Raw genomic sequence first — 26146 nt, 5'->3', positions numbered from 1 at the left:
TGAGCCCACCACATAAACGGGGAGCTTGCAGGACAAGACGGCAGGCTGAGACTGGGCGCGCCCGCCCTGACCCGCAAACCTGATATGGGTAATGCCAACGAAGGGAGCCGTGCCAATGAGCACACAGACCGAGCCCAAGCTCGTCACGCAAATCGACTTCGCCCGCGCCGGGCAGATCACGCCGCAGATGAAGGAGGTTGCCGAGCGCGAGCATCGCGACCCCGAGTACATCCGCGAGCGCGTGGCAGACGGCCGCATCGCCATTCCCGCCAACATCGTGCACATCAAAAAGGGCATGCGCGCCTTTGGCGTCGGTGAGGGCCTGTCCACCAAGGTCAATGTGAACTTGGGCATCTCGGGCGACAAGGCCGATGCCGCCGAGGAATGGAAGAAGGTCAAGATTGCCGAGGACTTTGGCGCCGACGCCATCATGGACCTCTCCAACTCGGGCAAGACACGCCAGTTCCGCCAGCAGCTCATCGACGAGACGCCGCTCATGGTGGGCACCGTCCCCATGTACGACGCCATCGGCTACATGGAAAAGCCACTGGTCAAGCTGACCAAGGACGACCTGTTCGAGGTCGTGCGCGCGCATGCCGAGGACGGCGTGGACTTTATGACCATCCACTGCGGCATCAACAAGTCGGTCACCAAGACCTTTAAGGAGACCGGCCGCCTGATGAACATCGTGAGCCGCGGCGGCTCACTGCTGTTTGGCTGGATGGAGGTCACCGGTAACGAGAACCCGTTCTATGAGTTCTACGACGAGTTGCTCGAGATTTGCCACGAGTACGACGTGACGATTTCGCTCGGCGACTCCTGCCGCCCGGGCTGCCTCTACGATTCCAACGACGCCACCGAGACCGCTGAGATGATCGAGCTGGGCAAGCTGTGCAAGCGCGCTTGGGCCGCCGGCGTCCAGGTCATGGTCGAGGGCCCGGGTCACATGGCGCTCGACGAGATCGCCGCCAACATGAAGCTACAGAAGCGCCTGTGCCACAACGCCCCGTTCTATGTGCTCGGGCCGCTGGTGACCGATATCGGCGTAGGTTACGACCACATCACCGCTGCCATCGGCGGCGCCATCTCCGCCAGCTCCGGTGCCGACTTCCTGTGCTACGTGACACCGGCAGAGCACCTATGCCTGCCTAACGCCCAGGATGTGCTCGACGGCCTCATGGCCACCAAGATCGCCGCACACGCCGCCGACATCGCCAAAAAGGTGCCCCACGCCCGCGACATGGACGACAAGATGGGCCAGGCACGCCGCAAGCTCGACTGGGACGCCATGTGGAAGTGCGCGCTCGACCCGGTTACGGGTAAGAAGCGCTACGAGGAGTCCCCCGCCGCCACCGAGGGCACTTGCACCATGTGTGGCAAGATGTGCGCCGTCCGCACCGTCAACAAGATCTTCGAGGGCACCACGATCGACCTCGGCATGGAGGACTAGCCCTGTCGCCGCGGCCGCTTCTGGCGGCGAGTTGGTGCCTGTCAATTGTTGACGTGTGAACATTTGCTTGCATTTGCGTAAAGATTGCACCGCCCGCCCGGGATCGGCATACAGCCGGCCCGGGCATCTTTATAATGCTGGCTTATAGACCCATTTGATTCCGACCGAACAAGGGAGCGAACATGGATCGTAGTAAGGTACCTGCCGTCCTGTCCATCGCGGGATCCGATTCCAGCGGCGGCGCCGGCATTCAGGCCGACATCAAGACCATCACGGCGCACCGCCTGTATGCCGAGACGGCCATCACCGCCATCACCGCACAGAACACCCTGGGCGTCACCGCCGTGCAGAACATCTCCCCGAATATTGTCGCGGCGCAGATCGATGCCGTTTTTGACGATATCCGCCCCAACGCCGTCAAGATTGGCATGGTTTCCTCTGCCGAAATTATCGATGTTATCGCCGACCGCCTGAGCGCTTGGAACGCGACAAACGTGGTAGTCGACCCCGTCATGGTAGCCACCTCGGGCGCACGGCTGATTGCCGAAGATGCCGCCGAGGCGCTCACCCGCCGCCTGTTCCCGTTGGCAACGGTCATCACGCCCAATATTCCCGAGGCCATGGCCCTGCTCGATTACGAAGTCGATTCCGAGCGCACGCAGCAAAATGCCGCCATGCTTCTCACCCGCCGCTTTGGATGCGCGTCCCTCGTTAAGGGCGGGCATTTCGTCAACGAGGCCAACGATGTGCTAGCAGAGCCCGCGCCACTCGATGACGAGGGCAACCATCTGGGAGATCCACTCACCACGTGGTTCCGCCACAAGCGCATCGAGACCGGCAACACGCATGGCACCGGCTGCACGCTCTCGTCCGCCATCGCCTGCGCGCTGGCCCAGGGCATGGATCTTGCCGATGCCGTCAACGCCGGCAAGGCATACCTGACAGGCGCTCTGGCCGCCGGCTTTGACATGGGCAAAGGTTCCGGCCCCGTCAACCACATGTGGCAGTATTAAGATTCGCAGCCCAAGCCACCGCAAAGGGGACAGACACCTTTGCGGTGGCTTGGGATCGCACTACTCACCGAGCATCTCTTGGAGCTTGGCTGCCACGGCGTGACCCAGGCTCTCGTGGCTTTCGGGCATCATATGCAGATAGTCGATATCGCCCGGCTCGGCAAAGTCGGCGGCATTCAAAAAGTCGCAGCCAAACTGCTCAGCCACATGCGCGTAGTACTCACCAAAATGTTCCGAGGCTTCTACGGAATGCTCGTCAAAGTCGGTCATATATACGTCGGCGATCTGCGGCTTAATCTTGATAGGTGCCATCAGCAGAATCCGTGGGCAGGGCGCGGCATCGGTCCAGGCAAACGCACGGACGGCGCGAATCAGCGCCATGGCGCCACGGGCGATATCGGAAGCCGTCACGTTAAAGACCGTCTTACAGTCGTTGGTGCCCAGCATGATCACAATGGCGTCCAGCGGCTTATGGGCCTCGAGCAGCATCGGAAGCGCGCGAATGCCGTTGAGGTTAGTGTCCAGGTGGCACATATCGTCGCGCACCGTCGTGCGGCCGTTGAGCCCCTCCTCAATCACATGCCAGCCCTCGCTCAGGTCACGCTGCGCCACGCCGCACCAGCGTACATCCTGTGCATAGCGTACCGCGGTGCCATCGCGCATACCAGCCGGATCATAGCCATAGGTGTTGCTGTCGCCAAAGCACATAACGTTTTTCATCGTAAGCTCCCCACTCAATAAAAAGCCGACGGAAGCAGCCTCTCCCGTCGGCTCGACCTATCTGTCAGCACGTACCGATTACAGGTACTTGCGCCAATCGTCCTCGTCCTCATCGTCCTCGGCAGCGGCCTGAGCCTGCTCGGCGGCACGGGCGGCCGCAGCGCGGGCGGCAACCTGGGCATAGGACTCCTCGTTGCGCTCGGGGAAGCTTGCCAACACATGCTCGAACTTGGCGAAGTCCTCATCCCAGCGCGTAGAGGGCACAGCAAAGAAGACCTGCTTGACCTTGAAGTCGCCCGATGCGAGCTCCTTGCGGAAAATCTCGGCCACGGCCTCGGCATCAAAACCGTTGTTGTCGCAGCCCCAAGCGCCCAGTACGAGCTTCTCGCGATCCAGCTCGTCGCAGATGGCGAGCACAAAGCGGATACGCTCGCGCAGCGCGTCCAGCAGTGCATCGTCGCTCACGCGGTACTCCTGGCGTGCGCGCTTGGCATTGGGCGCGGCGGCCACGATCACATCGGCATACGCATGCACGTGGTTGCGGTCAAAACGCACCGCAGGCACTACCAGCGCACGGTTGCGGTAGAGCTCGCAGTTGATATTGCGGCGACGGTTCTCGCCATACCACTTGCGCTGCTTGTCGAGCACGTTGTACAGATACGAATCGGCGCAGAGCGTAGCCTCCTGGCCCAGATAGCCCTGGATGTAGCCGCCACCCGGGTTGGTGAACGAGGCAAAGGCGAGCACTGCCATGTCGCAGAACTGCGCATAGCCACGGCCGTTGTCCAGAATGGCCTGCGTGGCGGAGGCATCAAGCACGGTGACCTCGGGCAGGGTCGGAGCGGACTCCTCGGCAGGCGCGGACTCGGTCTCTGCGGGTTCCTCGGCAGGCGCAGACTCGTCCGTGACCTCGGTCTCGACGGACGCAACCTCAGCGGCCTCGACCTCGGCGGACTCAGACTCCTCGGCAACCGGCTCCTCGGCAGCCGCAGCCGCTTGGGCCTTGGCCTTCATCGCCGCGACAAAGCCGGCAGGCATACCGTCGAATTCGCGAACGCCGGCAAGCGAGCGCTCGATATCCTTGGCACACGCCTCGGACACAGCCGCCACGTGGCGCTCGGCGGCCTTTGCGCGAGCCTCACGCTTGGGGTTGGACTGTCCCGCGCGGTTGGGCCTGCGGTTACGGTTCCTGTTGTCGACATCTGCCATGAGTGGTCACCTTTCCTGTCGCTGCCGCTTTCGGTTTTTCCCATCCATGATACCCCGCCACGTACAAAAAAGACGGCCCCGAAGGACCGCCTTTCGCATTGATTTACGCACGCGGCAAGCACCGCTGCAACTCGCCGCTAGTCGCGACGACCAAGGATATTCAGGATACGCAGGAACACGTTGATGATATCCACGAACAGGTTGGACGCCATGAGCACGGCGTTGGGCAGCGTGGGCGGCACCGTCGTGGCCACATAGGTGTCGTAGCCAATAAAACCGGCGAACACCACGATCACGATCAGGTCGGTAATAGACTGCGAAACACCCATAAACATCAGCACGATCTCGACCAGGATCGTGGCAAGCAGAACGCCAAAACCGATGCCGTACACGCGCTGGAAGAACTTGGGGAAGGTCACGCCCAGCGCGCCAAAGACAAAGGTGATGGCGGCGGTGGCGATAAAGGCGGCGTTGATGGTGGGCAGGTCGTAGTTGGCAAGGCCAAACGACGCGGTCAGGCCAAAGGTGCTCGCAAAGATCACGTAACCCGTGAGCGACAGGCCCACAGACTGCTTGCCCGCGGCAGCCGACATCATGACAATGCCGACGATGGTCAAAATAAACGAGCCAAAGACCAGCGGCAAAGCGGCGCCGCTCATCATCATGCGGGCAAACGACATGGTGCTCGTAAAGTAAGCACCGGCGCCCATGGCGCAAAAGCCCAAAAAGATCAGGGCAGACATGACAAGGTTGTACGCGCGCGGCGACATCTCCTTGGCGCGGCTTGCGCCGCTCTCGACGGGGCCGTTCTGATAGCCCTGGATATCGTTCATAGGTTCGTCCTTTCAAAAAGCGCCACAAATAACGGCGCAGTAGCTGACAAGATTCCTGTCATTGTACCCGAACGCCGTGCGTCCTTACCTACGGCGCTCGCCCTCAAGCGTACGGTCAAACGCCCAGACCCACCAACGCATCACGTGGGCCTGCGAGCCGTCCGGCCGTCCGCACGCCTGGTCCTCCAGATACAACTCGGTCGCATGCCCGCCAAAACGAACCTTATACGTTGCCGTACGAACACCGTGAACCGTTAAGCCAAAGCCCGTGGACGAGACAATCTCGTCAATTGTAAAGCAACGACCGTCGACCCAGCAGACGGTGACCGGCACAACTTGTCCGCCCGCGAGGATGCGAGCCACAACGTCCACATACTGTTTGTGCACGCGTCGAGTTTTGCCATCTGTCTGTCGATATTCCATGCTTCCCATTATCGAACGCATGTTTGCATATTGTAAAGCGAACAGACTGTGGTTTTGGAATGTCGGAGCGAACGCGCGTGTCCGCATGGCGTGATAGCAAAAAGAACACCCACGGTCAACAGGGCTAATATTCAATTTTAGTGCCAAAAAATTACTTCTCCCATCAGAACTCGGCAAAGAAACCCGCAGGAGGTGATACGATTTATCATGTTTTTGTAACGTGTCTGCAAACTTCGAGAAAGCCCATATATGGACGTAACGTTCTCAACCTTCCTCGGCCAACTTGTGTCAAACCCAGTCCTTGCCGTCACCGTGATCCTCGCACTCGGCGCCATCTTCGTCAACGGATGGACCGACGCGCCCAACGCCATCGCGACCTGCGTCACCACGCGTTGCATGCCCGCCCGCGCCGCCATTCTCATGAGCGCCGCATTCAACTTCTTGGGCGTGCTCATCATGACGCACTTTAACGCGAGCGTCGCCAACACCATCTCACATATCGTCGACTTTGGCGGAAACAGCACCATGGCGCTCGCCTGCCTGTGTGCGGCGCTCTTCTCTATCGTCGTCTACGGCGCCACGGCATCGCGCTTTGGCATTCCCACCTCTCAGAGCCACAGCCTCATCGCCGGCCTCACCGGCGCCGCCATCGCCCTCGGCGGTGCCGGCAGCGTCAACATCCACGAGTGGATGAAGGTCATCTACGGCTTGGCGCTCTCCATCGGTCTGGGCTTTGTCATGGGCTGGGTCCTGTGCAAACTCGTCTCGATTCTGTTTGCCGCCGCCAATAGGCGACGCGCCAACGTCTTCTTTAAATACGCTCAGATCGCGAGCGCTGCGTCCATGAGCTTTATGCACGGCGCGCAGGATGGACAGAAGTTCATCGGCGTGCTCTTTTTAGGCGTCGCCTTCGCCAACGGCCAGACCGGCGTCGGCGACGCCGGCATCCCCATCTGGATCATGCTGCTGTGCTCGGCCACCATGGGCATCGGCACCAGCGTGGGCGGCGAGCGCATCATCAAGTCCGTCGGCCAGAGCATGGTCAAGCTCGAGAAGTATCAGGGTTTCTCCGCCGACCTCGCAGGCGCCGCGAATCTGCTGCTTGCCACCCTTACCGGCATCCCCGTGTCCTCCACCCACATCAAGACCTGCGCCATCATGGGCGTCGGCGCCGTCAAGCGCCTTTCGGCCATCAACTTTGGCGTGGTCAAGGACATGATGTTCACCTGGTTCTTCACCTTCCCCGCCTGTGGACTCATCAGCTTTGTTATGGCCAAGCTGTTCATGATGTTCATCTAGTCACACCGAGCGCCCATCCGGACCGTAATACTTCGCCCACCCGTCTTCGCCTCGAAAGGACCCACTCATGGCAAAGAAACCCGATTCGTTCTACTTTGACAACTACGTCGCCTGCGCCGACCTTGCCGTCCAGGCTGCCGAGCTGCTCACCCAGATTTTCGAGAACTTCGATCCCGCGAAGATTCACGATATGCTCGACAAGATGCACGCGATCGAGCATGCGGCCGACAAGAAACACCATGAGCTTGAGGACGCCCTGCTCACGGCCTTTATCACCCCGCTTGAGCGCGAGGACCTGAACCTGATGAGCTGCTCGCTCGACACCGTGCTCGACCGTATCGAGGGCGTCGTGCAGCGCGTCTACTTCACCAACATCCAGAGCATCCATCCCGATGCCATCGTGATCGCCCACAAGGTGACCGACGCCTGCCGCGCCATGAAGGACCTGATGGTCGAGCTGCCCAACTACCGCAAGTCCAAGACCCTGCGCGAACTCGTCATCCAGATCAACACCATCGAGTCCGAGGCCGACGAGCTCTACATCAACGCTATGCGCAACCTGCATGTCAACGGCAAGGATCCGCTCGAGGTCATCGCCTGGCGTGACGTCTATGCCTTCCTGGAGTACTGCGCTGACTGCTGTGAGAATGTGGCCGATGTTGTGGATTCGATTGTCATGAAGAACAGTTAATTGGGGGCACCCGTCCCACCGGCGAAGGCCCGGCACCTATTTGCTTTCTCACTCCGGCTGCATGGCAGAGTCGTTCGAAAGTAAATAGGTGTCGGGCCTTCGCCTTAGGTACCACCATTGGGAACCTTGGCTGATAGTTAGAATGCGATGAGGACTTGACCGATGCGACCTTTTATGCCCGATTGGGTACTTTGGGGCTGTGATGGGCGTTTGGGTGGATGGGGGTTTGGGTACCCTTTGGTTTACTTTGGATTGATTTGCTGACTTTGGAGGGTTTGGTTATGTCGTATTTGGATCTGGCTCGGTCTCGGTATTCTTGTCGTTCGTTTGAGGACCGTCCTGTTGAGCAGTCGGTGGTGGATGCCGTTGTTGAGGCGGGGCGTATTGCTCCTTCTGCTTGCAATAATCATCCAAGCCGTGTGATGGTGCTTGATACTCCGGAGTTGTTGGAAAGGGCTGCTGCTTGTCAGCCACGCTTTGCTCGTGATGGGTCTATCTTTGGGGCGCCGCTTATCTTTCTTATCTGCAGCGTTACCGATGACGCCTGGGTGCGCCCTTATGACCAGATGAACTCCAGCGAGATCGACACCTCGATCGTGTGCGATCAGATGATGATGGAGGCGAAGGAGCAGGGCCTGGGTACGTGTTGGGTGTGCCATTTTAAGCCCAAGATGGCCTGTGAGCAGTTCAACCTGCCCGAGGGCGTCTATCCGTATCATATGCTCGTCTGTGGCTATCCTGCCGATCATATCGCCGATCCCGAGCATCGCGAGGCCCGCACCATTCCCCTCTCCGACTTCCTCCTCAAGTAGATTTTTGGGACATGCCTCAAAATCTACCTCTGACCGCTCACCCGTTCGCCGAGTTCTGCAATCACATCAGCAGAGCTCGGCCTTCCCATGCTTATCCTTAAAGTCCAGTCGACAGACCGATGCTTTGGAGGATCTATGTCACGAGGCCCACGAACCCTAACGGAAAAAGGATGCTATCACGTGGTTCAAAAGGGCGCCGGCGGACAGCAGATCTTCGAGGACGCCGAAGATAGGCTTTACTATCTCAATCTACTCAACAGGTCGTTTCAACGCCACCACATGCGCCTCTTGGCATGGTGTCTCATGGACAACCATACGCACCTGTTACTCGATGACCCAGATGCCAACGTGAGCGAGGCATTCCAGAGACTCGGCACCGGATATGCAGTGTTTTTCTTTCTAAAATGTTCAGCTAAAGTAAACTTACATTCAGGATAATTTGAACAACCATAAAACGATTTTTTTAATACAATATTGTTGCCACACTTAGGACATTTTCCTACAAGGGGTCCCGAGCGCTTAGTGGGAATTTGTACCCCTTATCGATACAAATTCCCCGTAGGCGCTAGGGACCTCTTTAGCTTCTTGGAAGCTGTCAGTAGTATATCTAATAATTTATCTCCATTCCCTTTAGTAACGTGTAACTTTCCAAATTTAAAAAAGCGACTCATAGAATTATTTCCTCCCGTTAAATAATAGATAACTATTAAAAATAGACAATACTTGCTCATAAGTAATGGTACTTAAATTGTTTACTTTGGCGTGTTTCATTGCTTGATGAAACTGATTTTTAGTAAACAGTTGACGATATTCTCGATTGACCCATTTTGAAACAAAGTACGTATATAGCTTCCAATATTTATCTGGAACATCTGTGGTATGGCGGGTAAGTTTTATTAAGACACTGTTTACTTTTGGTTTAGGATGAAAGCATTCCGCTGGCAGCTTAAGCAATTGCTGAATCGAGACTTGAGTGTGCAAGAGCAACCCTAGTGTTCGGTGAATATCCAAGGTACGCTTGTAGAATCCTTCTTCAACAATCAGATAGATGTCAGACGCACGGCTTTCAAAAACCACTTTTTTAATAATTTGTGTGCTTAAATGGTAAGGAATACTCCCAACAATTTTATACCTCTGTTTGTTAGGGAATTGAAACTGTAGAATATCTTGGTGAATTAAAGTGACACGAGTATTCAGTTTTAATTTTTCTGACGATAAGTTGAATAGATGACTGTCTAATTCAATAGACGTTACCTGTTTACTTATTTTAGCCAGTTTCGTCGTTAAATGCCCTTTACCTGTTCCAATTTCGTAAACGGTATCGGTTTCTTTTAAATTCAATTGTTTTATTATTTGGTTGAGTACTTTTTCACTCGTTAAAAAGTTTTGAGAATATTTTATATTTTTGTTCATGTAATCTCTCCTGAAGTGATTACATCTATAAACAAATACAGAAGTTAAACGATTTGTTTGTAATTTTAGTTATCTGTTTAAAAAGTCATAAGATTAGTCACTGGTAGGAATTAATCTAACGTATTTATTTATCTGCGTAATCACTGTTTTTAGTCTGTTTCAAAACAGTAGATGTTTTATCTACATTACGCATTTGGAATACCAACATGACGAATCCCTCTTCTTAATTACAAATTTTTAGCATCTAATTTAACTTCAATTCCTATTATACACAAAATTTTAAGATAAATCAATAGCTGTTGTTAAAATATCGCTTGCTGAAATAGTTTCTTTTTCCGTGTGAATATCAAAATCAATAAAGAAGGTATTGATTTGTCTTAAATTGTTTTCAGAATGTCCTTTAGTGTATGAACGGTTTTCGTCTGCATACGTACCATAACGATAAACGTTTGGTGTCCAATGCGTAAATGTATCTTGATTTTCGTGAATCGCTTCTTCGGAAGTCAGAACAACGCCACGTCCGCCAATCATGCTTTTTTTTGAGCGATACGCAAAAATAGCCCCTTTACTTTTACCTGGCTTGGTAGTGATTGAGCGAATTTTACTATTTTTAAATTTGTACTTTAACAAGCCGTCATGAAGCACAGTTTCTACAACAAAAGGGATATTCATTCAGCTGTTCTCCTTTCTTACGAAAATTAATTAGTTAGAAGCTACGATCAAAGTTGAATCACAACAAAAAAGGCAATCAACTAAGTTTTTCTTAATTGAGGTTGATTTTCAATCTCAACGCAACAGCCTGAACGGGCCCCGCGTTTCCGCAGCTAGCGCAACGCGGGAATAGCTCCCGGCACCTGGCCGTCGCCTCGTTTCCGCAGGTGGAGAGGCTGTGGAGGCCGGTGCCACCATGCCGCCGCCGCATGCTCCGCCAGCCCGCCGCGCAGCCGTTCCGGACTCAGCGCAACGGGCCCTCCGGCCCATGTCCCGGCCCGCCGCCTATCCCGCCAGCGGCCCCTCGCCCCTCGCGGCCCTGGCCCTGTCGATGCAGCCGGGCGTGAGGTCGAGCTCGCCGGGCGCCAGCTCCTCTATCCCGAACGCGTCCATAAGGGCGGAGGCGTCCTCCCCGAGGGCCATCCGCAGCACGCGCGCCGGCGTCAGGAACCCGAGCGCCCCCCTCGGCTCGGAGTTCACCTGCGACATGAGCAGCGCGCAGTCCGCCGCCGTCAGCCGGTCGAACCTGGCCCCGGCGCCCTTGGGCAGCAGCTTCCTGATCTCCACGTGGTTCTTCTCGCACGCGCCCTTCTGCTGGCTCTGCCGGGGGTCGCAGTAGAAGAGCCTGGTCTCGCCGTCCCGCTCGCCGATCAGCGCCGCGATGGCGCCCTCGTCGGCGAACTCGCTGCCGTTGTCGGTGAGCACGGCGCCGAAGGCGCGCCTCGCGCCGTCCTCGCCGAGGACCCCGCGCAGGGAGGAGAGCGCCGCCAGGACCGAGGCGCACGTGCCGTCCGGCAGCGGCAGGGCCAGCTGGAAGCGGCTCGGGCGGTGCAGGAGCGTGAGGAGCCTGGCGGAGTCGCCCCTGGAGCCCTCGACGGTGTCCATCTCCCAGGCCGCGGCGCAGGCGTCCTCGCCGAGCGCGAGGAACGACGCGTGCGACCTGCGCGACGAGTGGGACGTCGCCCTCCCCGGGGCCCGGCGCGACCTCGGCCTGTAGCCGACCTTGCGCCTGAGCTCCATGTTCGTCATGCCGTCGTAGCCGGCGTCCACCCACCTGTAGACGGTGGAGGCGCTGAGCCCGGGGGTCGTCGCCGCTATCTGCTGCGGGGAGAGCCCGCGCGCGAGCCCGTCCCTGATGGCCGCGAGCTTGGCGGCGGCGCCCTCCTCGGTCTCGTCGATCCCGGACCTGCTCGCCGAGAGCTCGGCGTCGGCCGCCTCCTGCGCCCTCCTGGCGCTGTAGAACACCCTGGGCCTCCTCGAGCAGCCGTAGCCCCTCCTGTGCGAGCAGCCGTTGCAGCACCTCGGCCACGCGGAGAGCCTGGGGCAGGCCCCCGAGAGGTCCGCGGGCGCGGGCTCGCCGTAGCGCGAGCGCGGCGCGGTGACGTGGCGGTGCGCCGCCACCTCCCTGGTCACGGTCGAGGGCGACCTGCCGAGCTCCGCGGCGATCTCGCGGGCGCTGCGGTTGCGGTCGAGCATCCTCTCGACCGTGTTCCTCTCGTGCCTCGTGAGCCTCCCGTACGACCTTCCGGACGGCTTGGGTCTGGACATGCCGGCCTCCCTCCATCGCGGGCCGGGGGATTCCGGCCCCTCTGGGGTTGCCTACCCGGATTCGCGCCTCAGGACTCAGCGCAACGCGTTGCGCTGAGTCCTGAGGCTGTTGCAATGAAAATGAGAATCAAGGTTTTCTTAATTGATTGCCTGGTATCTTCTTAAAGACTTGAAATCCCCTCAAAAACCCGATATAATGGGTTTACAGATATTTAAGTATCTGATTAATAAAGTAATTAAATACTTTACCAAATTTTGGGTCTCGACTTCTTTAATTGATTGGTGGTAATCAATTAAGGCTCGCAGTTAAAGTTTCTCAGGCTTTAACTGGTCGTGGCTCTTTTTTTGTATTCTTTATTCAGTTCGTTGTTTCGTTATATCTAGTATATCGCTTTTTATACAAAAAACCGGGCTGGAGGGCCCCGTGTTCAAGGGTCGCTTCTACAGCAAGCCTATCGAAGACGACAATCAGCTCTTGCAAGCCATGAGGTATATCCACGATAACCCAGTCAAAGGGGGACGTGCCTCCCTATTGGAATACCGATGGAGCAGTTTTCACGAATACATGACTGAGCCGCAGATTACCGACACATCAACGATTAACGCCCTGCTCGGCAGCACCGAGAGCTTCTATCGATTTAGTACGTCCGGACTTCCCAATGCGTATTACATCAAAACCGGAAGGTCAATTTCTGAGCAGGATTATCGTGAAGTTGCCGAAGCCGCCTTATATCCTTTGCGATGCGTGCAAGTCAAAAGCTTGGAAAAACCACCGCGAAATGAAGCGCGAATCAAACTTGCAGACATCGGACTTTCGCTCAAACAAATCGAACTCGTAACAGGCATCCCCCGTAGCACGGTATTTAAAATCATCAAAAAAGGTAGAAATTAAGGCATGTCCCAAAAAACTACAAAAAGGAGCCCACAGGCGCGAGCTCCTCACAAGGATGCTAGATTGTAGTCCGATCGTTAGTCCAAGTCGTCGGCGGCGAAGTTGTCGATCGGCGCGAAGGGATCGGCAACGGGGATAACCGGCTCGGCGACGGGCAGCGGCTCGGCAGCAGGAACGGTCACAGCCGAAGAAGCGGCAGAACCGACCGGCGTGGAAGCCATGAGATCGGCCGGGAAGGAGTTCTGGGCATCGTCCATGAAGTGCTGGATGAGCTTGAGGTACTCGGCCTTAAACTCCTCACGGGAAGCCTTCAGACGGTCGATCTCCTCGAGCTCGGCCTGCTTCTCGGTCAGGGCCTGGCGGATGACCTCGCGGGCCTTGGCGTCGGCCTCGTTGCGGATACGCTCGGCGTTCTCGTTGGCGTCGTTAACGATACCCTCGGCGGTCTGCTGGGCAGCGATCAGCGCCGCGGAAATCTGGCGCTCCTGAGCGGAGAAGTCGGGTGCAGGAGCGGCCACAGGAGCGGCGGGAACGGCCTGCGCGGCGGCGTCCTGAGCCTGAGCAAGCTGGGCCTGCGTATCGGCAAGCTGCTGCTCGGTAGCAGTCAGACGACCCTTAAGATCGACAATCTTGGCGAGCATGGCGTCGACCTCAGAGGACAGCGTCTCCAGGAAGACGTCGACCTCGGCGGGATCGTAGCCGCGCTTGGCCTCAGAGAAGGTCTGAGCCTGAATGTCAGCAGGGGTAATAGCCATAACAAGTTCTCCTTTATCTTCGCCTTGGCGCCGTGCGCCCGACGTGAGTTACTAAGCCAGTTTTATATGAGTATACCTATAAGAAGTTGCAGAACCAGCTTCTGCACCAACTGCAACGCAATAATCGCAACGACCGGTGAAAAATCGATGCCGCCCATGGGCGGGATAAACCGGCGGAACAAATTGAGCCACGGGCCGCACACACTATCGAGAACAGCGGCGATATCCTGTAGCAATCCGCCCTGTTTCATAGGGATCCACGTCATAAGGCAGTAGACCACGATGAGCGTGGAGTAGAAGTTGAACAGCGTATTGATCAGCTGGACAATGGTGTAGATGTTGATGAGAATCTCCTCGTCTTGCTTTTACTTAAGGTAGCCGTCGGCACGGAGCTTTTTGAGGTCCGAATCCTTGACCTCGCAACCGGCGGGCAGCACCATAAACACGCGATCGCCCACCTCTTTGACTGTGGCACCCAGGCCGCAGGCAAAGCCGTAAGAGAAGTCCAGGACGCGCTTGGCGACCTCGGTACGAACGCCGACAAAAATCAGCGCGACAGGCTGCTTGGTACGCACGCGGCGCACAACGGTCTCCACGTCGTCATAGCTCTCGGGGCGCAGGACATAGGCCGGCAGCTGCGGCGTAGCGTTGATGATGTTATTCGCATACGCCGAGGCATCACTCGGTGAGGAAGCGGGTGCGGGGGCAGCAGCGCGGGCACGTGTACTCTCGGCGTAGCTCGACGGCGTGTCGTAGGCACCGGGGCGATAACCGCCCGCAACCGTCTCCTGCGAGCGCGATGGCGGGTTGTAGGTCGTAGCGTGGCGAGAATCGTCGCCGACCAGCTGACCGGAGCGTGTGTACACGGCCACCGACTCGGCCTCGCCACGGCGCGTCTGACCCAACAGGCCGTTGCTCGGCTCATCCTGGGTGTAGAAGCCCTCGCCCGAGGCACCGCTGTAACCGTTGTTCTGGTAGCCGTCGTCATAGCCATCATCGTAGCCGTAGTCGTCGTCCTGACCATAACCCTGGTCGTAACCCTGCTGGCCGCCCAGGTGCATCTTATTTTTAATCTCGTCAAGGAAGCCCATGCTTGTGTCCTCTCGCGGTTTAGTGCAGGCACTCCGATAATCAGCGCGCACTTCAGAGCCTTATTTTACTGCAAACTCCGGGCTAAATACTACCCTACCCAGGCGAACGAGCGTAGAGCCTTCCTCAAGGGCAGACTCAAAGTCCTCGCTCATGCCGCAGGAAAGCTCGGTCAGGCTCAGATCGGAGTGCGCAGCCTCAAGCTCATCCCTTAGCTCGCGAAGTCCGGCAAAGGTGCGGCGCGCCACATCTTTGTTCCCCCGTGGCGCCATAGTCATAAGCCCCTGCACACAAATTCCCTCAAGCTCCGCAAGCTCACCTGCGGCGTCACGAACCTCATCGGGCGAAAAGCCGCCCTTGGACTCCTCGCCGCTCACATTGACCTCGATCAGCACACGCTGGGGGCCAGAGAGCTCGCCCGCCTCCATCTTTCGAACCGCACGGCTCGAGATAGCCTGAGCCAAATGCAGCGAGCCGACCGAATGAATCAGCTCGGCCGAGCCCAGAACCGCATTGATCTTGTTGGTCTGCAGGTTGCCGATCATATCGAAGTGCACCTCGGGTAGCTCCGGATGCTCCGCAAGGCCCACAAGCTTGCGAAGGAGCTCCTGCGGGCGGTTCTCGGCAAAATGGCGATACCCCGCCCGCATAGCGGCAACGGTCTCATCGACGCCAACAGTCTTGGAGACGGCAATCAGGCGCGCGGCATCGTGGGGACGACCCGCGCGATCGAGCGCTGCATAAAAACGCTCCAGAATCTGCTCGCGGCGAGCGCGTATCAAGTCCAAGTAGTTATCCATTGCCAATCGCCTCCGCTAACAGCACAACAAGTAGTCCCATGCTAACGCAAGAGCGCGGCCCCGCATCCGCAAGGCCGCGCTCCCTTAGGTATTTACAATCTTTCGACGAACAGGGCTACCCTACTCCTCGTCGTCCTCGGCATCATCCTCATCCTCAAGATGATCAAACAGGTAGCGAAGACCTTCACTCACCTCGTCAGCGGGCACCTTGGCAACAAAACGCGCGTCGACGGCGGGCCTTATGATGACACCCTCACCCGAAGGCACGCGCATGCTCTCGAGCTCATCCTCATCCGTACGGGCGATATCGCCGGCGTTCATGCGCTGGCCGGTCAACAAGAAGGTCAGACGGCAGGCGGCATCGATGGAAATCGAGGCGATACGATCGAGATAGCGCGAGACCATGATGGCACGGCGCAGGTCGTCGTAATTGCTGTTGTCATCCATAAACTCGCCGGCATCCATGCGGTTAAAGGTACGGAAGAACTTCTCGTAGGCGGCGTGCACCGGCTCGTCCTCGACGGCCAGGTTGCAGATGATGGACATGTCGTTGGCAACCAGGGCAGAAAGCGAAGAGCCCAGCACCTGATAGACGGCCTCGGCCTCGGCTTCAACCAAGGTCACAAGCTCCTGAGGCAGCGAGATGTCGGCCTTGACCATATGACTGGCGGCACGGCAGATCTGGCGAACCTTATCGGTCATACGCTGCAGGTTAAAGTCGACATAGATGATTGTCTGCAGCAAACGGAAGTCGGAGGCGACCGGCGACTGCGTAGCGATCAGGTTGTAGCACACGGCCTCCAAGTTGGCGCAGCGCGCGTCAATCGAAAGCGTGCGCTTCTTGGTCTTGGTGGCGAGCTTGCGATCGTCGGTCACATAGGCCTTCACGGCGTCGTGAAGCGCTAGGTCTACCGCCTCGTAGATGCTCAGCATCTCGTGACGGGCCTCGATGAGCTGACGGGAAAACAGTTTGCGCATGGTTCACTCCAATCAGTTGGGTGCGGTCATGCCGCCCGCACAGTGAATACGCACCGGACCAAGTCCGATCGGCTTGGGACTAGTCGCACCGATCAGCCAAAGCGGCCGGTGATATAGTCTTCCGTCCGCGAATCCACCGGGCTGGTAAAGATCGCGTCGGTTTGACCATATTCGATGAGCGTGGCAGGTTCGCCGGCAACCTCCTGCAAAAAGAATGCGGTGTAGTCGCTAATACGAGCAGCCTGCTGCATTGAATGCGTAACGATGATGATCGTCATCTCGGGCGCCAGCTCGGCCATCAGATCCTCGACCTTAGAGACGGAGGTAGGGTCGATGGCGGAGCAGGGCTCGTCCATCAGCAGGACATCGGGCTGCACCGCAAGCACGCGCGCGATGCACAGACGCTGCTGCTGACCACCCGAGAGCGCCAAACCATCCTTGTTGAGCTGATTGGATACCTCTTTCCAGAGGTTGGCGCGCTTGAGCGATTCTTCCACGATGTCATCGAGGTCGCTTTTGCTAGTCACGCCCTGCAGACGAGGGCCAAAGGCGACATTCTCGTAGATGGATTTAGGGAACGGGTTGGGCTGCTGAAAGATCATGCCCACGCGACGACGGAGGTCGACCGGGTCGACGCCCTCGGCATAGATATCGTTGCCGTCGAGCGCCATGGTGCCCTCGACGCGCGTACCCTCGATCAGGTCATTCATGCGGTTGATGCAGCGCAGAAACGTCGACTTGCCGCAACCCGAAGGGCCAATAAAAGCAGTAATGGCATTCTTAGCGATATTGAGGTCGAGCCCCGTCAGCGCATGAAAGTCACCGTACCAGAAGTTGAAATCCTTGGCCGTGATGGCCGCTTGCTCCAGCGTGGGAGCGGACTGATAGACGGACATGGGACTCCTTAACTAGCGGCGTTTGCGCGACAGATAACGCGCAAACAGGTTGAAGGCCAGAATAATCGCCATCAGCAAAAGCGCGGTGCCGTAGGCTGCGTTCATGTTGATGCCGTCATTGGCAAGCAGATAAAGGTGAACGGTCATGGGGCGACCGGAATCGAGCGGCGAGATAGGCAGATTGATGGCCTGACCCATGGTGTAGAGCACCACGGCGGTCTCGCCGATGGCTCGGCCGATGGCAAGCACGATGCCGGTGGCGATGCGGCCAAAAGCCGAAGGAAGCACGATCTTGGAGACGACCTGCCACTTGGTGGCGCCCAGGCCATATGCGCCCCAACGGATATAGCGTGGAACGGCGCGGATTGCCTCCTCGGTGGTGCGCATGACAATGGGCAGCATCAGAAGTGCGAGTGCCAGGGCGGCCGAAACCATCGAAAGACCCAGGCCCATGGCCTCGACAAACAAGGCATAGCCAAAGAGGCCCATAACAATGGAGGGCACCGAGGCCAAAGCATCGGCAGCATAGCGAATGATGTCGACGACCTTGCCCTGCTTGGCGTACTCGGCCAGATAGACCGCAGCCAAGACGGCAACCGGCGTGCAGATGAGCATGGCGAGCGCCGTCACGTAGATGGTCGAGACGATTGTGGGCCAAATGCCGCCCTCGGCGTTTACGCCCTGCGGCCAGCCGAAGATAAAGTCGAGCGAGATGTGCGGCAGACCGTTGATGACCACGTAGGCGATAATGGCGACCAGTACCAGCGTGGTGATATAGGCCGCGGCGCGAAACACGCCGAGCATAATCTTGTTGGACAGATCCTTGTTGATGCGGCCCTTCTTACCATGGGAAAGGGCACGCTTGATGCGCTCGCGCGATGAGGTCGCATCGACCGTCGTGTCAACGGAATCGGACATAGCCTACCCCCTCTTCTTCTTGGAAATCAGACGGACGATGCCCACCAATGCTGCGGAAATGATAAACAGGACCACGCCCATTCCAAACAAGGCCGAGCGGTGAAGGCCCGAGGAATAGCTCATGTCGAGCGCGATCTGACTCGTGAGCGTCGAGATGGGGCTCGCAATGCTATCGGGAATAACCGGGGCGTTGCCAACGACCATGAGCACGGCCATGGTCTCGCCGATGGCACGCCCCATGCCCAAGACAATCGCATCGACGATGCCCAACTTGGCTGCAGGCAGCACGACCTTGTAGATGGTCTGCCACTTGGTGGCACCCATGGCATAGGATGCCTCGCGAATACCCATGGGAATGGAATTGAGGGCATCGATGGTGAGCGTGGTGATGGTGGGAACGATCATGATGGCAAGCACGAACCACGCCGTCAGTGCGCCAAAGCCAAGACCGCCGGTCAGCTGCGCGATAAACGGACGAATGATGACCATGCCAAAGAAACCGTAGATGATGGAGGGGATGCCCGCCAGTAGATCGACGGCGGGGCTGATGAGCCTGCGCACGCGCTTACTGGCGATCTCGACCAGATACACGGCCGTGCCCACACCCAGGGGCACGCCCATGGCGAGCGCACCGACCGTCACCAGACCGGAGCCCGCCAGCAGCGACATGATACCGTAGTGACCCTCGGAGGGCGCCCACGTAAAGCTAAAGAAGTCCGCCAGACCGATATCGGTAAAGACGGGCAGCGACGAGTACGTGGTAAAGACAAAAATCAGGATGACGGTGACGACCGCCAAGAACGCGCAGGCAAAAAAGATCCACTGTAGCGCCTTCTCCTTGAGATAGGTGCTATGCGATACCAACGCCAACTCACGCTTTTTGGGCGCCTGAGCCTCCTGCTCAATCTGGGGGATTTCCTGTGCTTCCACGCTACTCACTCCCCTTTCCGTCGTTGGTGACGGGAATAAAGCCCGCCTCGCGAATCTGCTTGTCCATCTTCTGGGACGTCACATAGTCAATGTAGTCCTGTGCCCGCTGCGAAGGCGCACCCTTCACAAAGAAGTAAAGGTCGCGTGAGATGGGATAGCCGCCGCTCGCGACCGTCTTCTCGGACGCCTCAACATGATTGACCGAGACGGCCTTGACCGAGGTCTTGGCGTTGAGGCTATCGACGAAGCCCAGCGAAATGTAGCCAATGGCACCGTGCGAACGAGATACCACGTCGCGCACCTGGCCCGTGCCCGAAAGAACGGCCGAGCGGCGATCGAACGGGGTGCCGTCCATCACGATGGTGCGGAATGCTTCACGCGTGCCGGATGCCTCGTCTCGGTTGATGACCTGAATCTTCAGGTCCTCGCCACCGACCTCTTTCCAATTAGTAATCTTGCCGGCATAGATATCGCGGAGCTGCTCGGTCGAGAGGTTATCGACCGGGTTATCGTCGTTCACGATGACCGCGATACCGTCGTGGGCAATGACGATGGGAGTCAGGCCCAGATCCTGTTCGTCGGCATTGAGTCCACGGGAGGAGCTGGCGATATCGGCCGTGCCAGCGCTGACGGCTTCGATGCCAGCGGAAGAGCCCAAACCGGAAACGAGCACGTCGATGCCGGTCTCCTCCTTAAAGCCCTCTGCCGCAATTTCGGCGATAGGAAGGCAGGTCGTGGAGCCGGCCACGGTAATGGAAGAGGTAGAAGATCCCGAAGAACAGGCGCACAGCGTAAGCGTAAGCACAGCGGCGCTCAGGACCGATACGATCTTTCTCATAGCATCACGCCGATCGCAGCATGGCGCCCACAGGTGCCGTCCTCGTTACGGTAGGAATAAAAGCGGTCGTTCTGGCGCACAGTCGAAAGCTGGGTATCCACGATATTATCCGCGTCCACACCGGCATTTACCAGCGCCTCACAAATGGCAGCGGAAAGATCGAGCATGCGAGAGGCACTCGCATCGATGCAAGAGAACTCGACGGCAAAGCGATCCATGAGTTCCTGGGATACCTCATATTCGTCAGCCAAGATATGGGGGCCGATATAGGCGGAAACGTCGCTCGCATCGCAGCCGGCAGCATCGCAAAGCGCCTGGCACGCCTTGGCAGAAATACGTGCAATCGTGCCCTTCCAACCGGAGTGCACCACGGCAAATCCGCCAGGGGCCACCAGCACCACGGGAACGCAGTCGGCAAAGCAGAGCAGCACGGGCACGTCATGGGCCGTACAGACGATGGCATCGCAGCCCTCGGCAATCTGCTCGCGAACAGCCTCAAGATCGTCGGCGCCGTTCGAAGCCACCGTAACGATATGGTCACCATGTACCTGATTGGGCACGAGCAGATTATGCTCGCACTCAGTGGCGCCCATAGCTTCGAGCGCTCGACGACGATTTTCTTGAACAGCAAAGGGGTCATCGCCTACATGCGAGCCCAGGTTGAGCGAGGAGTACGCATCTTCAGAAACGCCACCGGTGCGCTCGGTAAAGGCAAAGCGGACATCGGATGTCGCGCCCTCCACCAACGTAACTCCATCATGGTCGACACGCGAAACGTTGTCCGCACGTGCTGCCATACTAAAGCCTCCTAATAACACAAGTACCGCGGCGTCGCCGCGCAGTCCGCGTTTATACGGCTGTCATACTTCCTTAAAAGGATACCCGCAGCGGTAGGGACCAAACGTAAAGGGAACGTAAGGAGATTGGAGGCTTTCGTTTACAAACGAGAAATAAAACGGGGTGCATCCAAATGGACACACCCCGTGCAGGTCGTTGAGAAAAACGAACTAGAAGCTGCCGCGCTTCAGGAAGTCGGGAAGCTCGAACTGGTCGTTGCCAAAGTTGGGCAGCTCGGTACCACCGACGTTGCGGGTCGGAGCGGCCTGAGCCGGGCTGGCAGCCGGAGCGGTGCGCTGCGGCTCAGCGGAGGCAGCGGCCTTGCTCTGAGACTGCTGAGCAGCAAAGAGCTCGTCCTGACGGTTGACGTTGGAATCGGAGAAGCCCGTAGCGATGACGGTGATACGCACCTGATCGCCCAGGGACTCGTCGACAACGGTACCGAAGATGATGTTCGCCTCGGGGTCGACGGCGTTGGCGACAACGTCGGCGGCGTCGCTGATCTCCTGGATGCCCAGGTCCTTGGAACCGGCGATGGAGAGCAGAACGCGCGTGGCACCATCGATGGAGCTCTCGAGCAGCGGGCTGGAGATGGCCTGCTGGGCAGCGTCGACGGCACGAGTATCCCCAGAAGAGGTACCGATACCCATCATGGCGGTACCGGCCTGCTTCATGATGGTCTTAACATCGGCGAAGTCCAGGTTGATGATACCGGGGACGGTGATGAGGTCGGTGATGCCCTGGGTGCCCTGGGAAAGGACGCCATCGGCAATCGCGAAGGCCTCGAGCATGGTGGTCTTCTTCTCGGCGATGTCGAGCAGCTTATCGTTAGGGATGACGATCATGGTGTCGACGCAATCGGAGAGGGTCTTGATGCCCTCCTCGGCGCTCTTCTTGCGCTTGCGGCCCTCGAAGGTGAAGGGCTTGGTCACGACGGCGACGGTCAGTGCGCCGACCTCGTTCATCGCGATATCGGCAACGATGGGAGCAGCGCCGGTACCGGTGCCACCGCCCTCACCGCAGGTGATAAACACCATGTCGGCGCCAGCGAGCGCCTCGGCAATGTCGTCACGGGACTCATCGGCAGCCTTGCGGCCAACCTCGGGGTTGGCGCCGGCGCCCAGGCCGCGGGTAAGGTCGGTGCCGATGTGCACCTTGATATCGGCATCAGAGATCGCGAGTGCCTGAGCATCGGTGTTGATGGCAACAAACTCGACGCCGCGGATGCCCTCTTCGATCATTCGATTGACCGCGTTGGTACCGCCGCCGCCGACGCCGACCACCTTAATGACGGCAAGGTAGTTGTTGATCTCTGTCTCGTGCATGTCGGTCCTCCGAACAAAGGTTATAGCCATAGCATGGGTCGACCCCTGCGCACATTAACCTTCAGGTTGAAAGTAAATGCAAAGGTAAACCGTATTATGTTTGCACATTATGAACGTATCAGTCAAATAATTGACCGTGAAAACCAAACAAACCAGATAAACGGCGTGGTATGGCCCCTCAACAAAGCCATTTAGGATGCTAGGCGGTCGGTGCGTTCCTAAACGTGTAGTTGCCCGGAGAGCGCACATTAATATAAGTTACGCCCTCTACCTGCGAAAGTAGTTTGGTCACGATGCGTTCTTTCTTGGCGATATCGTCCGAATCGCCCAGCGACACCTCAATGCCGTTATTGAGGTTTGCCGAGATGGCTTCGACCGAAGGCGTAGAAATATCCTTGACTTGTCCCAAGAACTCGCTCGAAAAACCACGCACATAATCCAGGCCGGCCTTAACGGCCTTGGAGTTCACCGCCTGGCCGGAAACCGGAGCGACATCCGCCGAGACATCAGTCAACAACACCGCGCCATAATGCTTGGCGAGCGCCAGCGCGGCATCGATTCCGGTCAAGGTATTTGAGCCCTGCCCTGTCGTGATGACGTTGCCCTGGTCGTCCACTTCGACCGACGTCGACAGCGGGGCGATCCAGGTGTCATCGTCTCCGATAGCCCAGGCAAGGTCGTCGGAGCTGATATACGCAATGGCGATAACTTTACGCTCCGTCGGCGTGATGATAAGCGTATGGGGAAACTGGCGCTGGACATCCACGCCCGAAACCCACGGGTTCTGCTTGAGATCCTCGGTAATCTGGTCGGGATCGACGTTAAAAAGCGACGTTCCCTCGGGCAAGTCGATCAGCTGGATAGCATCGTGCTTCGTCACATGCTCGCTGCCTTGAATCTGAATATCAGTGGCAGTAAACAGTCCAGAGTTGATCACCACGGTGGCAACGACGACGAGCACGGCCAAGACGACCAGAACGCCGCCCACGATTTTGCCTTTGCCTGTAACGACAGAAGCGGCGTCTGATGTTTTATTTGCCATCGCTCCAAGTGAAGATAACGGGTTGAAACCTTTTTTACTCGAAGGCTTCTTGGCGGTAGCCGGCACCGATGTCAGCGAGCGCGGTTTCGATGCGCCCAGCGTGCGACCTGGACGCGCCGCTTTAGTTCCCGTCGAGGGCTTGGGAGCTGCCATGGGACGGGCAGGCTTGGCGCCCATAACAGGCTTTGACGTCGTCGAGGGACGCGAGGACTTTTTTGCGGCCGGACGATTACCGAGCTGCGAGCCGACGACCGGACGACTGGTCTGTCGAGCATGCCCGACAGACTTAGAGTGCGCGACGGTATTGCGTTGAGGTTTGGCAGGCGCGCCGGAACGCCCTCCGGCGCGGCGGAAGGTGGGTTTCGATGCTCTAGAAGCCGAGGAATTTAACTTCCGGTCTGAGCTCGATGCCATACGCCTCCCTCACCTTTCCGTGCACATGTCTAATAACCGCGGCAACGTCATCGGCCGAGGCAGTTCCGTTATTAACGATAAAATTAGCGTGAACGGGCGAAACTTCCGCGCCGCCAATCGAAAAACCCTTTAATCCACAATCCTCGATAAGCTTGCCCACACTCGCATCGGGCGGGTTGCGAAAGACAGACCCGCAGGATGCGCGACCCATGGGCTGCGTACGCTTGCGCCTCGTCAGGTACCGCTCCATGCGCTCGCGAATGTCGGCCTTGGGCGCCGGTTTAAGCTTGAACACGCACTCGAGGATGATCTCATTGCGGGGAAGGCTACATTCGCGGTAGCCCCAAGTGATCTCGGACCCCGCATAATGCTTGATACCGGATGCCGGGTCAAACGTTACGACATCCTCAACCAGCGAGCCAATCCACTCGGTCCGTGTGCCGGCATTCATAGATATCGCACCGCCGACCGAACCAGGAATGCCAACGGCAAACTCAAGGCCCGAGAGGCTACGCGACAGGGCATCGTTGACCAGGCGCGCAAACATCACGCCCGCACCGACCGTCAGCGTACAACCGTCATCGGCAACAACCGTGCGCTGGAACTCACGTCCGAGCGAAATGACGGCACCGCGATAACCGCCATCGGCAACCAGCAGATTGGAGCCCTTGCCGATGATGACCCACGGCACCTGCTCGCGATCGAGCACCGCCACGGCGCGGCGGAGGGCATGATAGCTATGGCACGTCACAAAGAGGTCGGCCTTGCCGCCGATACGATAGCTCGTATGACGCGCAAGGCGCTCGTCCTCGATCACATCCGTGTCGATCATGCCCGAGAGCGCCATGACGGCGTTAAACAGACCCATTAGACTTAAGCGTCTTTCTTGGCAGTCAGATACTCAATGAACTCGGGACCGACGGTCGTAACGTCGCCGGCACCCATGGTGAGCAACAGGTCGCCCTCGCCCACCATCTGCTCGAGCTCCTGATTGAGCTCAAGACGGCTGGAGCAGTACACGACCTCCTTGCCAGGATGCTTGGCGCGCACGGTATCGGCGAGCATCTTAGAGGTGACACCCGGAATGGGCATCTCGCCAGCCGAGAACACATCAATCAGCAGCAGTTTATCGGCATTGGCAAATGCATCGGCAAAGTCGTCGCACAGGGCCTGCAAGCGCGAATAGCGGTGCGGCTGGAACACGACGTCGACGTGCTTGTAACCCAGCGACGAAGCGGCAGCAAGCGTCGCCTTGATCTCGGTGGGGTGATGGCCGTAATCATCGACCACGGTGATGCCATCGATATCGCCCACGTGGGTAAAGCGACGGCGGACGCCCTCAAAGCTCGAGAGCGCCTTGGCGGCGGCGTCGATGTCAAGGCCCAGGACATGGGCGACGGTGAGCACCGCCGTGGCGTTGAGCATGTTGTGGCGACCGGGATTGCTCTTGATCTCCACAGCGCGCTCAGTGCCGTCCTCAAAGCGAACGATAAAGTCACTCTGGATGCCCTTGACATCCGGGTGCATGCAGACGATGTCGTTGCTCTCGGCAAAGCCGTAGGAAAGCACGTGACGGCCCGTCGACTTGGCGAGCTCGACCAGATGCGGGTCCTCACCGCAGACGATGACGGTGCCGTCCTCGCCCACCAGGCTCATGAATTTGGCGAAAGTTGCCTCGATCTCCTCGATACCCGAGTAGTGATCGAGGTGGTCGGCCTCGACGTTGGTCACAATGACTACGTTGGGGTTCAGGAACAGGAAGGAGCTGTCGGACTCGTCGGCCTCGGCGACAAAGTAGTCGCCCGAGCCGTTCTTGCCGTTCGTGTCATAGCCCTCGACGATGCCACCGATCAGGAAGCTCGGATCCAGACCCATGCGGTCGAGCATGGTGGCACACATCGAAGACGTGGTGGTCTTGCCATGCGTGCCGGCAACAGCGACGGTGGTGTAGCCGTGGCCCAAAGCAGAGAGCATCTTGGCACGGGGCCACACGGGAATACCAAGCTCGCGAGCGCGCACGAGTTCAGGGTTGGACTCCGGAATAGCGGTGGAGACAACAACCACGTCGGGCTTGACCTCGTCGATCGTGGCGGCCTCATGGCCCACATGCACCTTCACACCAGCGCGGGTAAGCTGGCGGATATAACGTGACGTCTTAAGGTCGGAGCCGGTAACGGCATAACCGCGCTCGTGCAGAACGAGGGCGATGCCGCTCATGCCGGCGCCGCCGATACCGATAAAGTGGGCGCTCTTAAACTCGGGCGCGGAGGTTGCAGTCTGGGAATCAGCCATGTGCTCGTGTACTCCTTG

At 57.9% G+C, this 26146-nt stretch carries 29 protein-coding genes, 1 pseudogene and 1 riboswitch; of the genes and pseudogenes, 7 read left to right on the top strand and 23 right to left on the bottom strand.

Going from position 1 to position 26146, the window contains the following annotated elements:
* Positions 1-7 precede the first annotated feature (7 nt).
* Positions 8-123: riboswitch (TPP riboswitch) on the top strand.
* Both thiC and thiD read left to right on the top strand, forming a co-directional pair.
* Positions 116-1450 (top strand): phosphomethylpyrimidine synthase ThiC, encoded by a 1335-nt coding sequence (thiC, locus tag DW003_RS04030; RefSeq protein WP_117820371.1) that lies wholly within the window; start codon positions 116-118, stop codon positions 1448-1450. It overlaps the preceding riboswitch by 8 nt.
* A 182-nt stretch (positions 1451-1632) precedes the next feature.
* Positions 1633-2463, top strand: coding sequence for a bifunctional hydroxymethylpyrimidine kinase/phosphomethylpyrimidine kinase (thiD, locus tag DW003_RS04025; RefSeq protein ID WP_118387685.1), 831 nt, complete (start codon positions 1633-1635; stop codon positions 2461-2463).
* Between the two features lie 60 nt (positions 2464-2523).
* Here thiD and DW003_RS04020 read toward each other — a convergent pair whose 3' ends face one another.
* From DW003_RS04020 to DW003_RS04005, 4 genes are all read right to left on the bottom strand, one after another.
* Complete coding sequence (locus DW003_RS04020; RefSeq protein ID WP_118387683.1) at positions 2524-3183, bottom strand: GDSL-type esterase/lipase family protein; 660 nt, start codon at positions 3181-3183, stop codon at positions 2524-2526.
* 78 nt (positions 3184-3261) lie between these two features.
* A complete protein-coding gene (locus DW003_RS04015) occupies positions 3262-4392 on the bottom strand; it encodes a TIGR02452 family protein (protein ID WP_118387681.1) in 1131 nt (376 codons plus the stop codon).
* A 137-nt stretch (positions 4393-4529) separates the two neighbouring features.
* Entirely contained in the window at positions 4530-5225 is a 696-nt protein-coding gene (locus DW003_RS04010; protein WP_118387679.1) for a Bax inhibitor-1 family protein, read from the bottom strand.
* A gap of 84 nt (positions 5226-5309) precedes the next feature.
* On the bottom strand, positions 5310-5648 hold the full coding sequence (locus DW003_RS04005; protein WP_117758724.1) for a hypothetical protein: 339 nt from the start codon (positions 5646-5648) through the stop codon (positions 5310-5312).
* Positions 5649-5897: 249 nt separating this feature from the next.
* Here DW003_RS04005 and DW003_RS04000 point away from each other — a divergent pair, with 249 nt between their 5' ends.
* The 4 genes and pseudogenes from DW003_RS04000 to DW003_RS10140 form a co-directional block, all read left to right on the top strand.
* Positions 5898-6947, top strand: a complete 1050-nt coding sequence (locus DW003_RS04000; RefSeq protein WP_118237942.1) for an inorganic phosphate transporter — start codon at positions 5898-5900, stop codon at positions 6945-6947.
* 67 nt (positions 6948-7014) lie between these two features.
* Entirely contained in the window at positions 7015-7638 is a 624-nt protein-coding gene (locus DW003_RS03995) for a DUF47 domain-containing protein (protein WP_118237944.1), read from the top strand.
* A gap of 281 nt (positions 7639-7919) precedes the next feature.
* On the top strand, positions 7920-8450 hold the full coding sequence (locus DW003_RS03990) for a nitroreductase family protein (RefSeq protein WP_118237946.1): 531 nt from the start codon (positions 7920-7922) through the stop codon (positions 8448-8450).
* Positions 8451-8537: 87 nt separating this feature from the next.
* A pseudogene (locus tag DW003_RS10140) lies at positions 8538-8789 on the top strand (transposase); the annotation flags it as partial.
* Here DW003_RS10140 and DW003_RS10115 read toward each other — a convergent pair.
* The 5 genes from DW003_RS10115 to DW003_RS03950 all read right to left on the bottom strand — a co-directional run bounded on the left by DW003_RS10115 (position 8717) and on the right by DW003_RS03950 (position 12122).
* Positions 8717-8980, bottom strand: a complete 264-nt coding sequence (locus DW003_RS10115; protein ID WP_222847411.1) for a topoisomerase DNA-binding C4 zinc finger domain-containing protein — start codon at positions 8978-8980, stop codon at positions 8717-8719. The pseudogene DW003_RS10140 and the gene DW003_RS10115 overlap by 73 nt on opposite strands.
* A 145-nt stretch (positions 8981-9125) precedes the next feature.
* On the bottom strand, positions 9126-9863 hold the full coding sequence (gene erm(B) / locus DW003_RS03970; protein WP_010725416.1) for a 23S rRNA (adenine(2058)-N(6))-methyltransferase Erm(B): 738 nt from the start codon (positions 9861-9863) through the stop codon (positions 9126-9128).
* Positions 9864-9987: 124 nt separating this feature from the next.
* The gene (locus tag DW003_RS03965) at positions 9988-10071 is read right to left on the bottom strand and encodes a 23S rRNA methyltransferase attenuation leader peptide (protein ID WP_001814874.1); all 84 of its coding nucleotides are present in this window, start codon (positions 10069-10071) and stop codon (positions 9988-9990) included.
* A 71-nt stretch (positions 10072-10142) separates the two neighbouring features.
* Positions 10143-10535 (bottom strand): hypothetical protein, encoded by a 393-nt coding sequence (locus DW003_RS03955; protein WP_222847410.1) that lies wholly within the window; start codon positions 10533-10535, stop codon positions 10143-10145.
* 324 nt (positions 10536-10859) lie between these two features.
* The gene (locus tag DW003_RS03950) at positions 10860-12122 is read right to left on the bottom strand and encodes an IS30 family transposase (protein WP_118387677.1); all 1263 of its coding nucleotides are present in this window, start codon (positions 12120-12122) and stop codon (positions 10860-10862) included.
* A gap of 424 nt (positions 12123-12546) precedes the next feature.
* Here DW003_RS03950 and DW003_RS03945 point away from each other — a divergent pair, with 424 nt between their 5' ends.
* Positions 12547-13014, top strand: a complete 468-nt coding sequence (locus DW003_RS03945; RefSeq protein ID WP_118238460.1) for a hypothetical protein — start codon at positions 12547-12549, stop codon at positions 13012-13014.
* Between the two features lie 77 nt (positions 13015-13091).
* Here DW003_RS03945 and DW003_RS03940 read toward each other — a convergent pair whose 3' ends face one another.
* The 14 genes from DW003_RS03940 to murC form a co-directional block, all read right to left on the bottom strand.
* Positions 13092-13769 carry a DivIVA domain-containing protein gene (locus tag DW003_RS03940; protein WP_118238459.1) on the bottom strand — a complete coding sequence of 226 codons (678 nt, stop codon included), beginning with the start codon at positions 13767-13769 and terminating at the stop codon, positions 13092-13094.
* Positions 13770-13831: 62 nt separating this feature from the next.
* Positions 13832-14077, bottom strand: coding sequence for a YggT family protein (locus tag DW003_RS03935; RefSeq protein WP_255413436.1), 246 nt, complete (start codon positions 14075-14077; stop codon positions 13832-13834).
* A 57-nt stretch (positions 14078-14134) separates the two neighbouring features.
* On the bottom strand, positions 14135-14860 hold the full coding sequence (locus DW003_RS03930; protein ID WP_118387673.1) for a cell division protein SepF: 726 nt from the start codon (positions 14858-14860) through the stop codon (positions 14135-14137).
* 60 nt (positions 14861-14920) lie between these two features.
* Positions 14921-15658, bottom strand: a complete 738-nt coding sequence (locus tag DW003_RS03925) for a YggS family pyridoxal phosphate-dependent enzyme (protein WP_118387671.1) — start codon at positions 15656-15658, stop codon at positions 14921-14923.
* A 120-nt stretch (positions 15659-15778) separates the two neighbouring features.
* Entirely contained in the window at positions 15779-16636 is an 858-nt protein-coding gene (locus DW003_RS03920; RefSeq protein ID WP_118387669.1) for a PhoU domain-containing protein, read from the bottom strand.
* Positions 16637-16728: 92 nt separating this feature from the next.
* On the bottom strand, positions 16729-17532 hold the full coding sequence (gene pstB, locus DW003_RS03915; protein WP_118387667.1) for a phosphate ABC transporter ATP-binding protein PstB: 804 nt from the start codon (positions 17530-17532) through the stop codon (positions 16729-16731).
* 12 nt (positions 17533-17544) lie between these two features.
* A complete protein-coding gene (gene pstA, locus DW003_RS03910; protein WP_118387665.1) occupies positions 17545-18450 on the bottom strand; it encodes a phosphate ABC transporter permease PstA in 906 nt (301 codons plus the stop codon).
* Between the two features lie 3 nt (positions 18451-18453).
* A complete protein-coding gene (pstC, locus tag DW003_RS03905; RefSeq protein WP_118387663.1) occupies positions 18454-19380 on the bottom strand; it encodes a phosphate ABC transporter permease subunit PstC in 927 nt (308 codons plus the stop codon).
* A gap of 1 nt (position 19381) precedes the next feature.
* The gene (locus DW003_RS03900) at positions 19382-20218 is read right to left on the bottom strand and encodes a phosphate ABC transporter substrate-binding protein (RefSeq protein WP_118387661.1); all 837 of its coding nucleotides are present in this window, start codon (positions 20216-20218) and stop codon (positions 19382-19384) included.
* Positions 20215-21015 carry a polyphenol oxidase family protein gene (locus DW003_RS03895; protein ID WP_118387659.1) on the bottom strand — a complete coding sequence of 267 codons (801 nt, stop codon included), beginning with the start codon at positions 21013-21015 and terminating at the stop codon, positions 20215-20217. Before DW003_RS03895 ends, DW003_RS03900 begins: the two co-directional genes overlap by 4 nt.
* A gap of 210 nt (positions 21016-21225) precedes the next feature.
* On the bottom strand, positions 21226-22380 hold the full coding sequence (gene ftsZ / locus DW003_RS03890) for a cell division protein FtsZ (RefSeq protein ID WP_055251674.1): 1155 nt from the start codon (positions 22378-22380) through the stop codon (positions 21226-21228).
* Positions 22381-22579: 199 nt separating this feature from the next.
* Entirely contained in the window at positions 22580-23368 is a 789-nt protein-coding gene (locus tag DW003_RS03885; protein WP_233545497.1) for a cell division protein FtsQ/DivIB, read from the bottom strand.
* A gap of 424 nt (positions 23369-23792) precedes the next feature.
* Positions 23793-24704, bottom strand: coding sequence for a UDP-N-acetylmuramate dehydrogenase (murB, locus tag DW003_RS03880; RefSeq protein ID WP_117564655.1), 912 nt, complete (start codon positions 24702-24704; stop codon positions 23793-23795).
* Positions 24705-24709: 5 nt separating this feature from the next.
* On the bottom strand, positions 24710-26128 hold the full coding sequence (murC, locus tag DW003_RS03875) for a UDP-N-acetylmuramate--L-alanine ligase (protein ID WP_117636008.1): 1419 nt from the start codon (positions 26126-26128) through the stop codon (positions 24710-24712).
* Between the last annotated feature and the right edge of the window lie 18 nt (positions 26129-26146).

It is taken from the genome of Collinsella sp. AF36-3AT (genome assembly GCF_003475205.1).
GTDB classification, from domain to species: domain Bacteria; phylum Actinomycetota; class Coriobacteriia; order Coriobacteriales; family Coriobacteriaceae; genus Collinsella; species Collinsella aerofaciens_AF.
The sequence above is the reverse complement of the archived record's forward strand: the minus strand, read 5'-3'. Positions and strand labels throughout refer to the sequence as shown.

Coding starts and splice junctions, on each gene's coding strand:
- thiC (WP_117820371.1), top strand. CDS start 116: ATGAGCACACAGACCGAGCCCAAGCTCGTCACGCAAATCGACTTCGCC.
- thiD (WP_118387685.1), top strand. CDS start 1,633: ATGGATCGTAGTAAGGTACCTGCCGTCCTGTCCATCGCGGGATCCGAT.
- DW003_RS04020 (WP_118387683.1), bottom strand. CDS start 3,183: ATGAAAAACGTTATGTGCTTTGGCGACAGCAACACCTATGGCTATGAT.
- DW003_RS04015 (WP_118387681.1), bottom strand. CDS start 4,392: ATGGCAGATGTCGACAACAGGAACCGTAACCGCAGGCCCAACCGCGCG.
- DW003_RS04010 (WP_118387679.1), bottom strand. CDS start 5,225: ATGAACGATATCCAGGGCTATCAGAACGGCCCCGTCGAGAGCGGCGCA.
- DW003_RS04005 (WP_117758724.1), bottom strand. CDS start 5,648: ATGGAATATCGACAGACAGATGGCAAAACTCGACGCGTGCACAAACAG.
- DW003_RS04000 (WP_118237942.1), top strand. CDS start 5,898: ATGGACGTAACGTTCTCAACCTTCCTCGGCCAACTTGTGTCAAACCCA.
- DW003_RS03995 (WP_118237944.1), top strand. CDS start 7,015: ATGGCAAAGAAACCCGATTCGTTCTACTTTGACAACTACGTCGCCTGC.
- DW003_RS03990 (WP_118237946.1), top strand. CDS start 7,920: ATGTCGTATTTGGATCTGGCTCGGTCTCGGTATTCTTGTCGTTCGTTT.
- DW003_RS03965 (WP_001814874.1), bottom strand. CDS start 10,071: ATGTTGGTATTCCAAATGCGTAATGTAGATAAAACATCTACTGTTTTG.
- DW003_RS03955 (WP_222847410.1), bottom strand. CDS start 10,535: ATGAATATCCCTTTTGTTGTAGAAACTGTGCTTCATGACGGCTTGTTA.
- DW003_RS03950 (WP_118387677.1), bottom strand. CDS start 12,122: ATGTCCAGACCCAAGCCGTCCGGAAGGTCGTACGGGAGGCTCACGAGG.
- DW003_RS03940 (WP_118238459.1), bottom strand. CDS start 13,769: ATGGCTATTACCCCTGCTGACATTCAGGCTCAGACCTTCTCTGAGGCC.
- DW003_RS03930 (WP_118387673.1), bottom strand. CDS start 14,860: ATGGGCTTCCTTGACGAGATTAAAAATAAGATGCACCTGGGCGGCCAG.
- DW003_RS03925 (WP_118387671.1), bottom strand. CDS start 15,658: ATGGATAACTACTTGGACTTGATACGCGCTCGCCGCGAGCAGATTCTG.
- DW003_RS03920 (WP_118387669.1), bottom strand. CDS start 16,636: ATGCGCAAACTGTTTTCCCGTCAGCTCATCGAGGCCCGTCACGAGATG.
- pstB (WP_118387667.1), bottom strand. CDS start 17,532: ATGTCCGTCTATCAGTCCGCTCCCACGCTGGAGCAAGCGGCCATCACG.
- pstA (WP_118387665.1), bottom strand. CDS start 18,450: ATGTCCGATTCCGTTGACACGACGGTCGATGCGACCTCATCGCGCGAG.
- DW003_RS03900 (WP_118387661.1), bottom strand. CDS start 20,218: ATGAGAAAGATCGTATCGGTCCTGAGCGCCGCTGTGCTTACGCTTACG.
- DW003_RS03895 (WP_118387659.1), bottom strand. CDS start 21,015: ATGGCAGCACGTGCGGACAACGTTTCGCGTGTCGACCATGATGGAGTT.
- ftsZ (WP_055251674.1), bottom strand. CDS start 22,380: ATGCACGAGACAGAGATCAACAACTACCTTGCCGTCATTAAGGTGGTC.
- murB (WP_117564655.1), bottom strand. CDS start 24,704: ATGGGTCTGTTTAACGCCGTCATGGCGCTCTCGGGCATGATCGACACG.
- murC (WP_117636008.1), bottom strand. CDS start 26,128: ATGGCTGATTCCCAGACTGCAACCTCCGCGCCCGAGTTTAAGAGCGCC.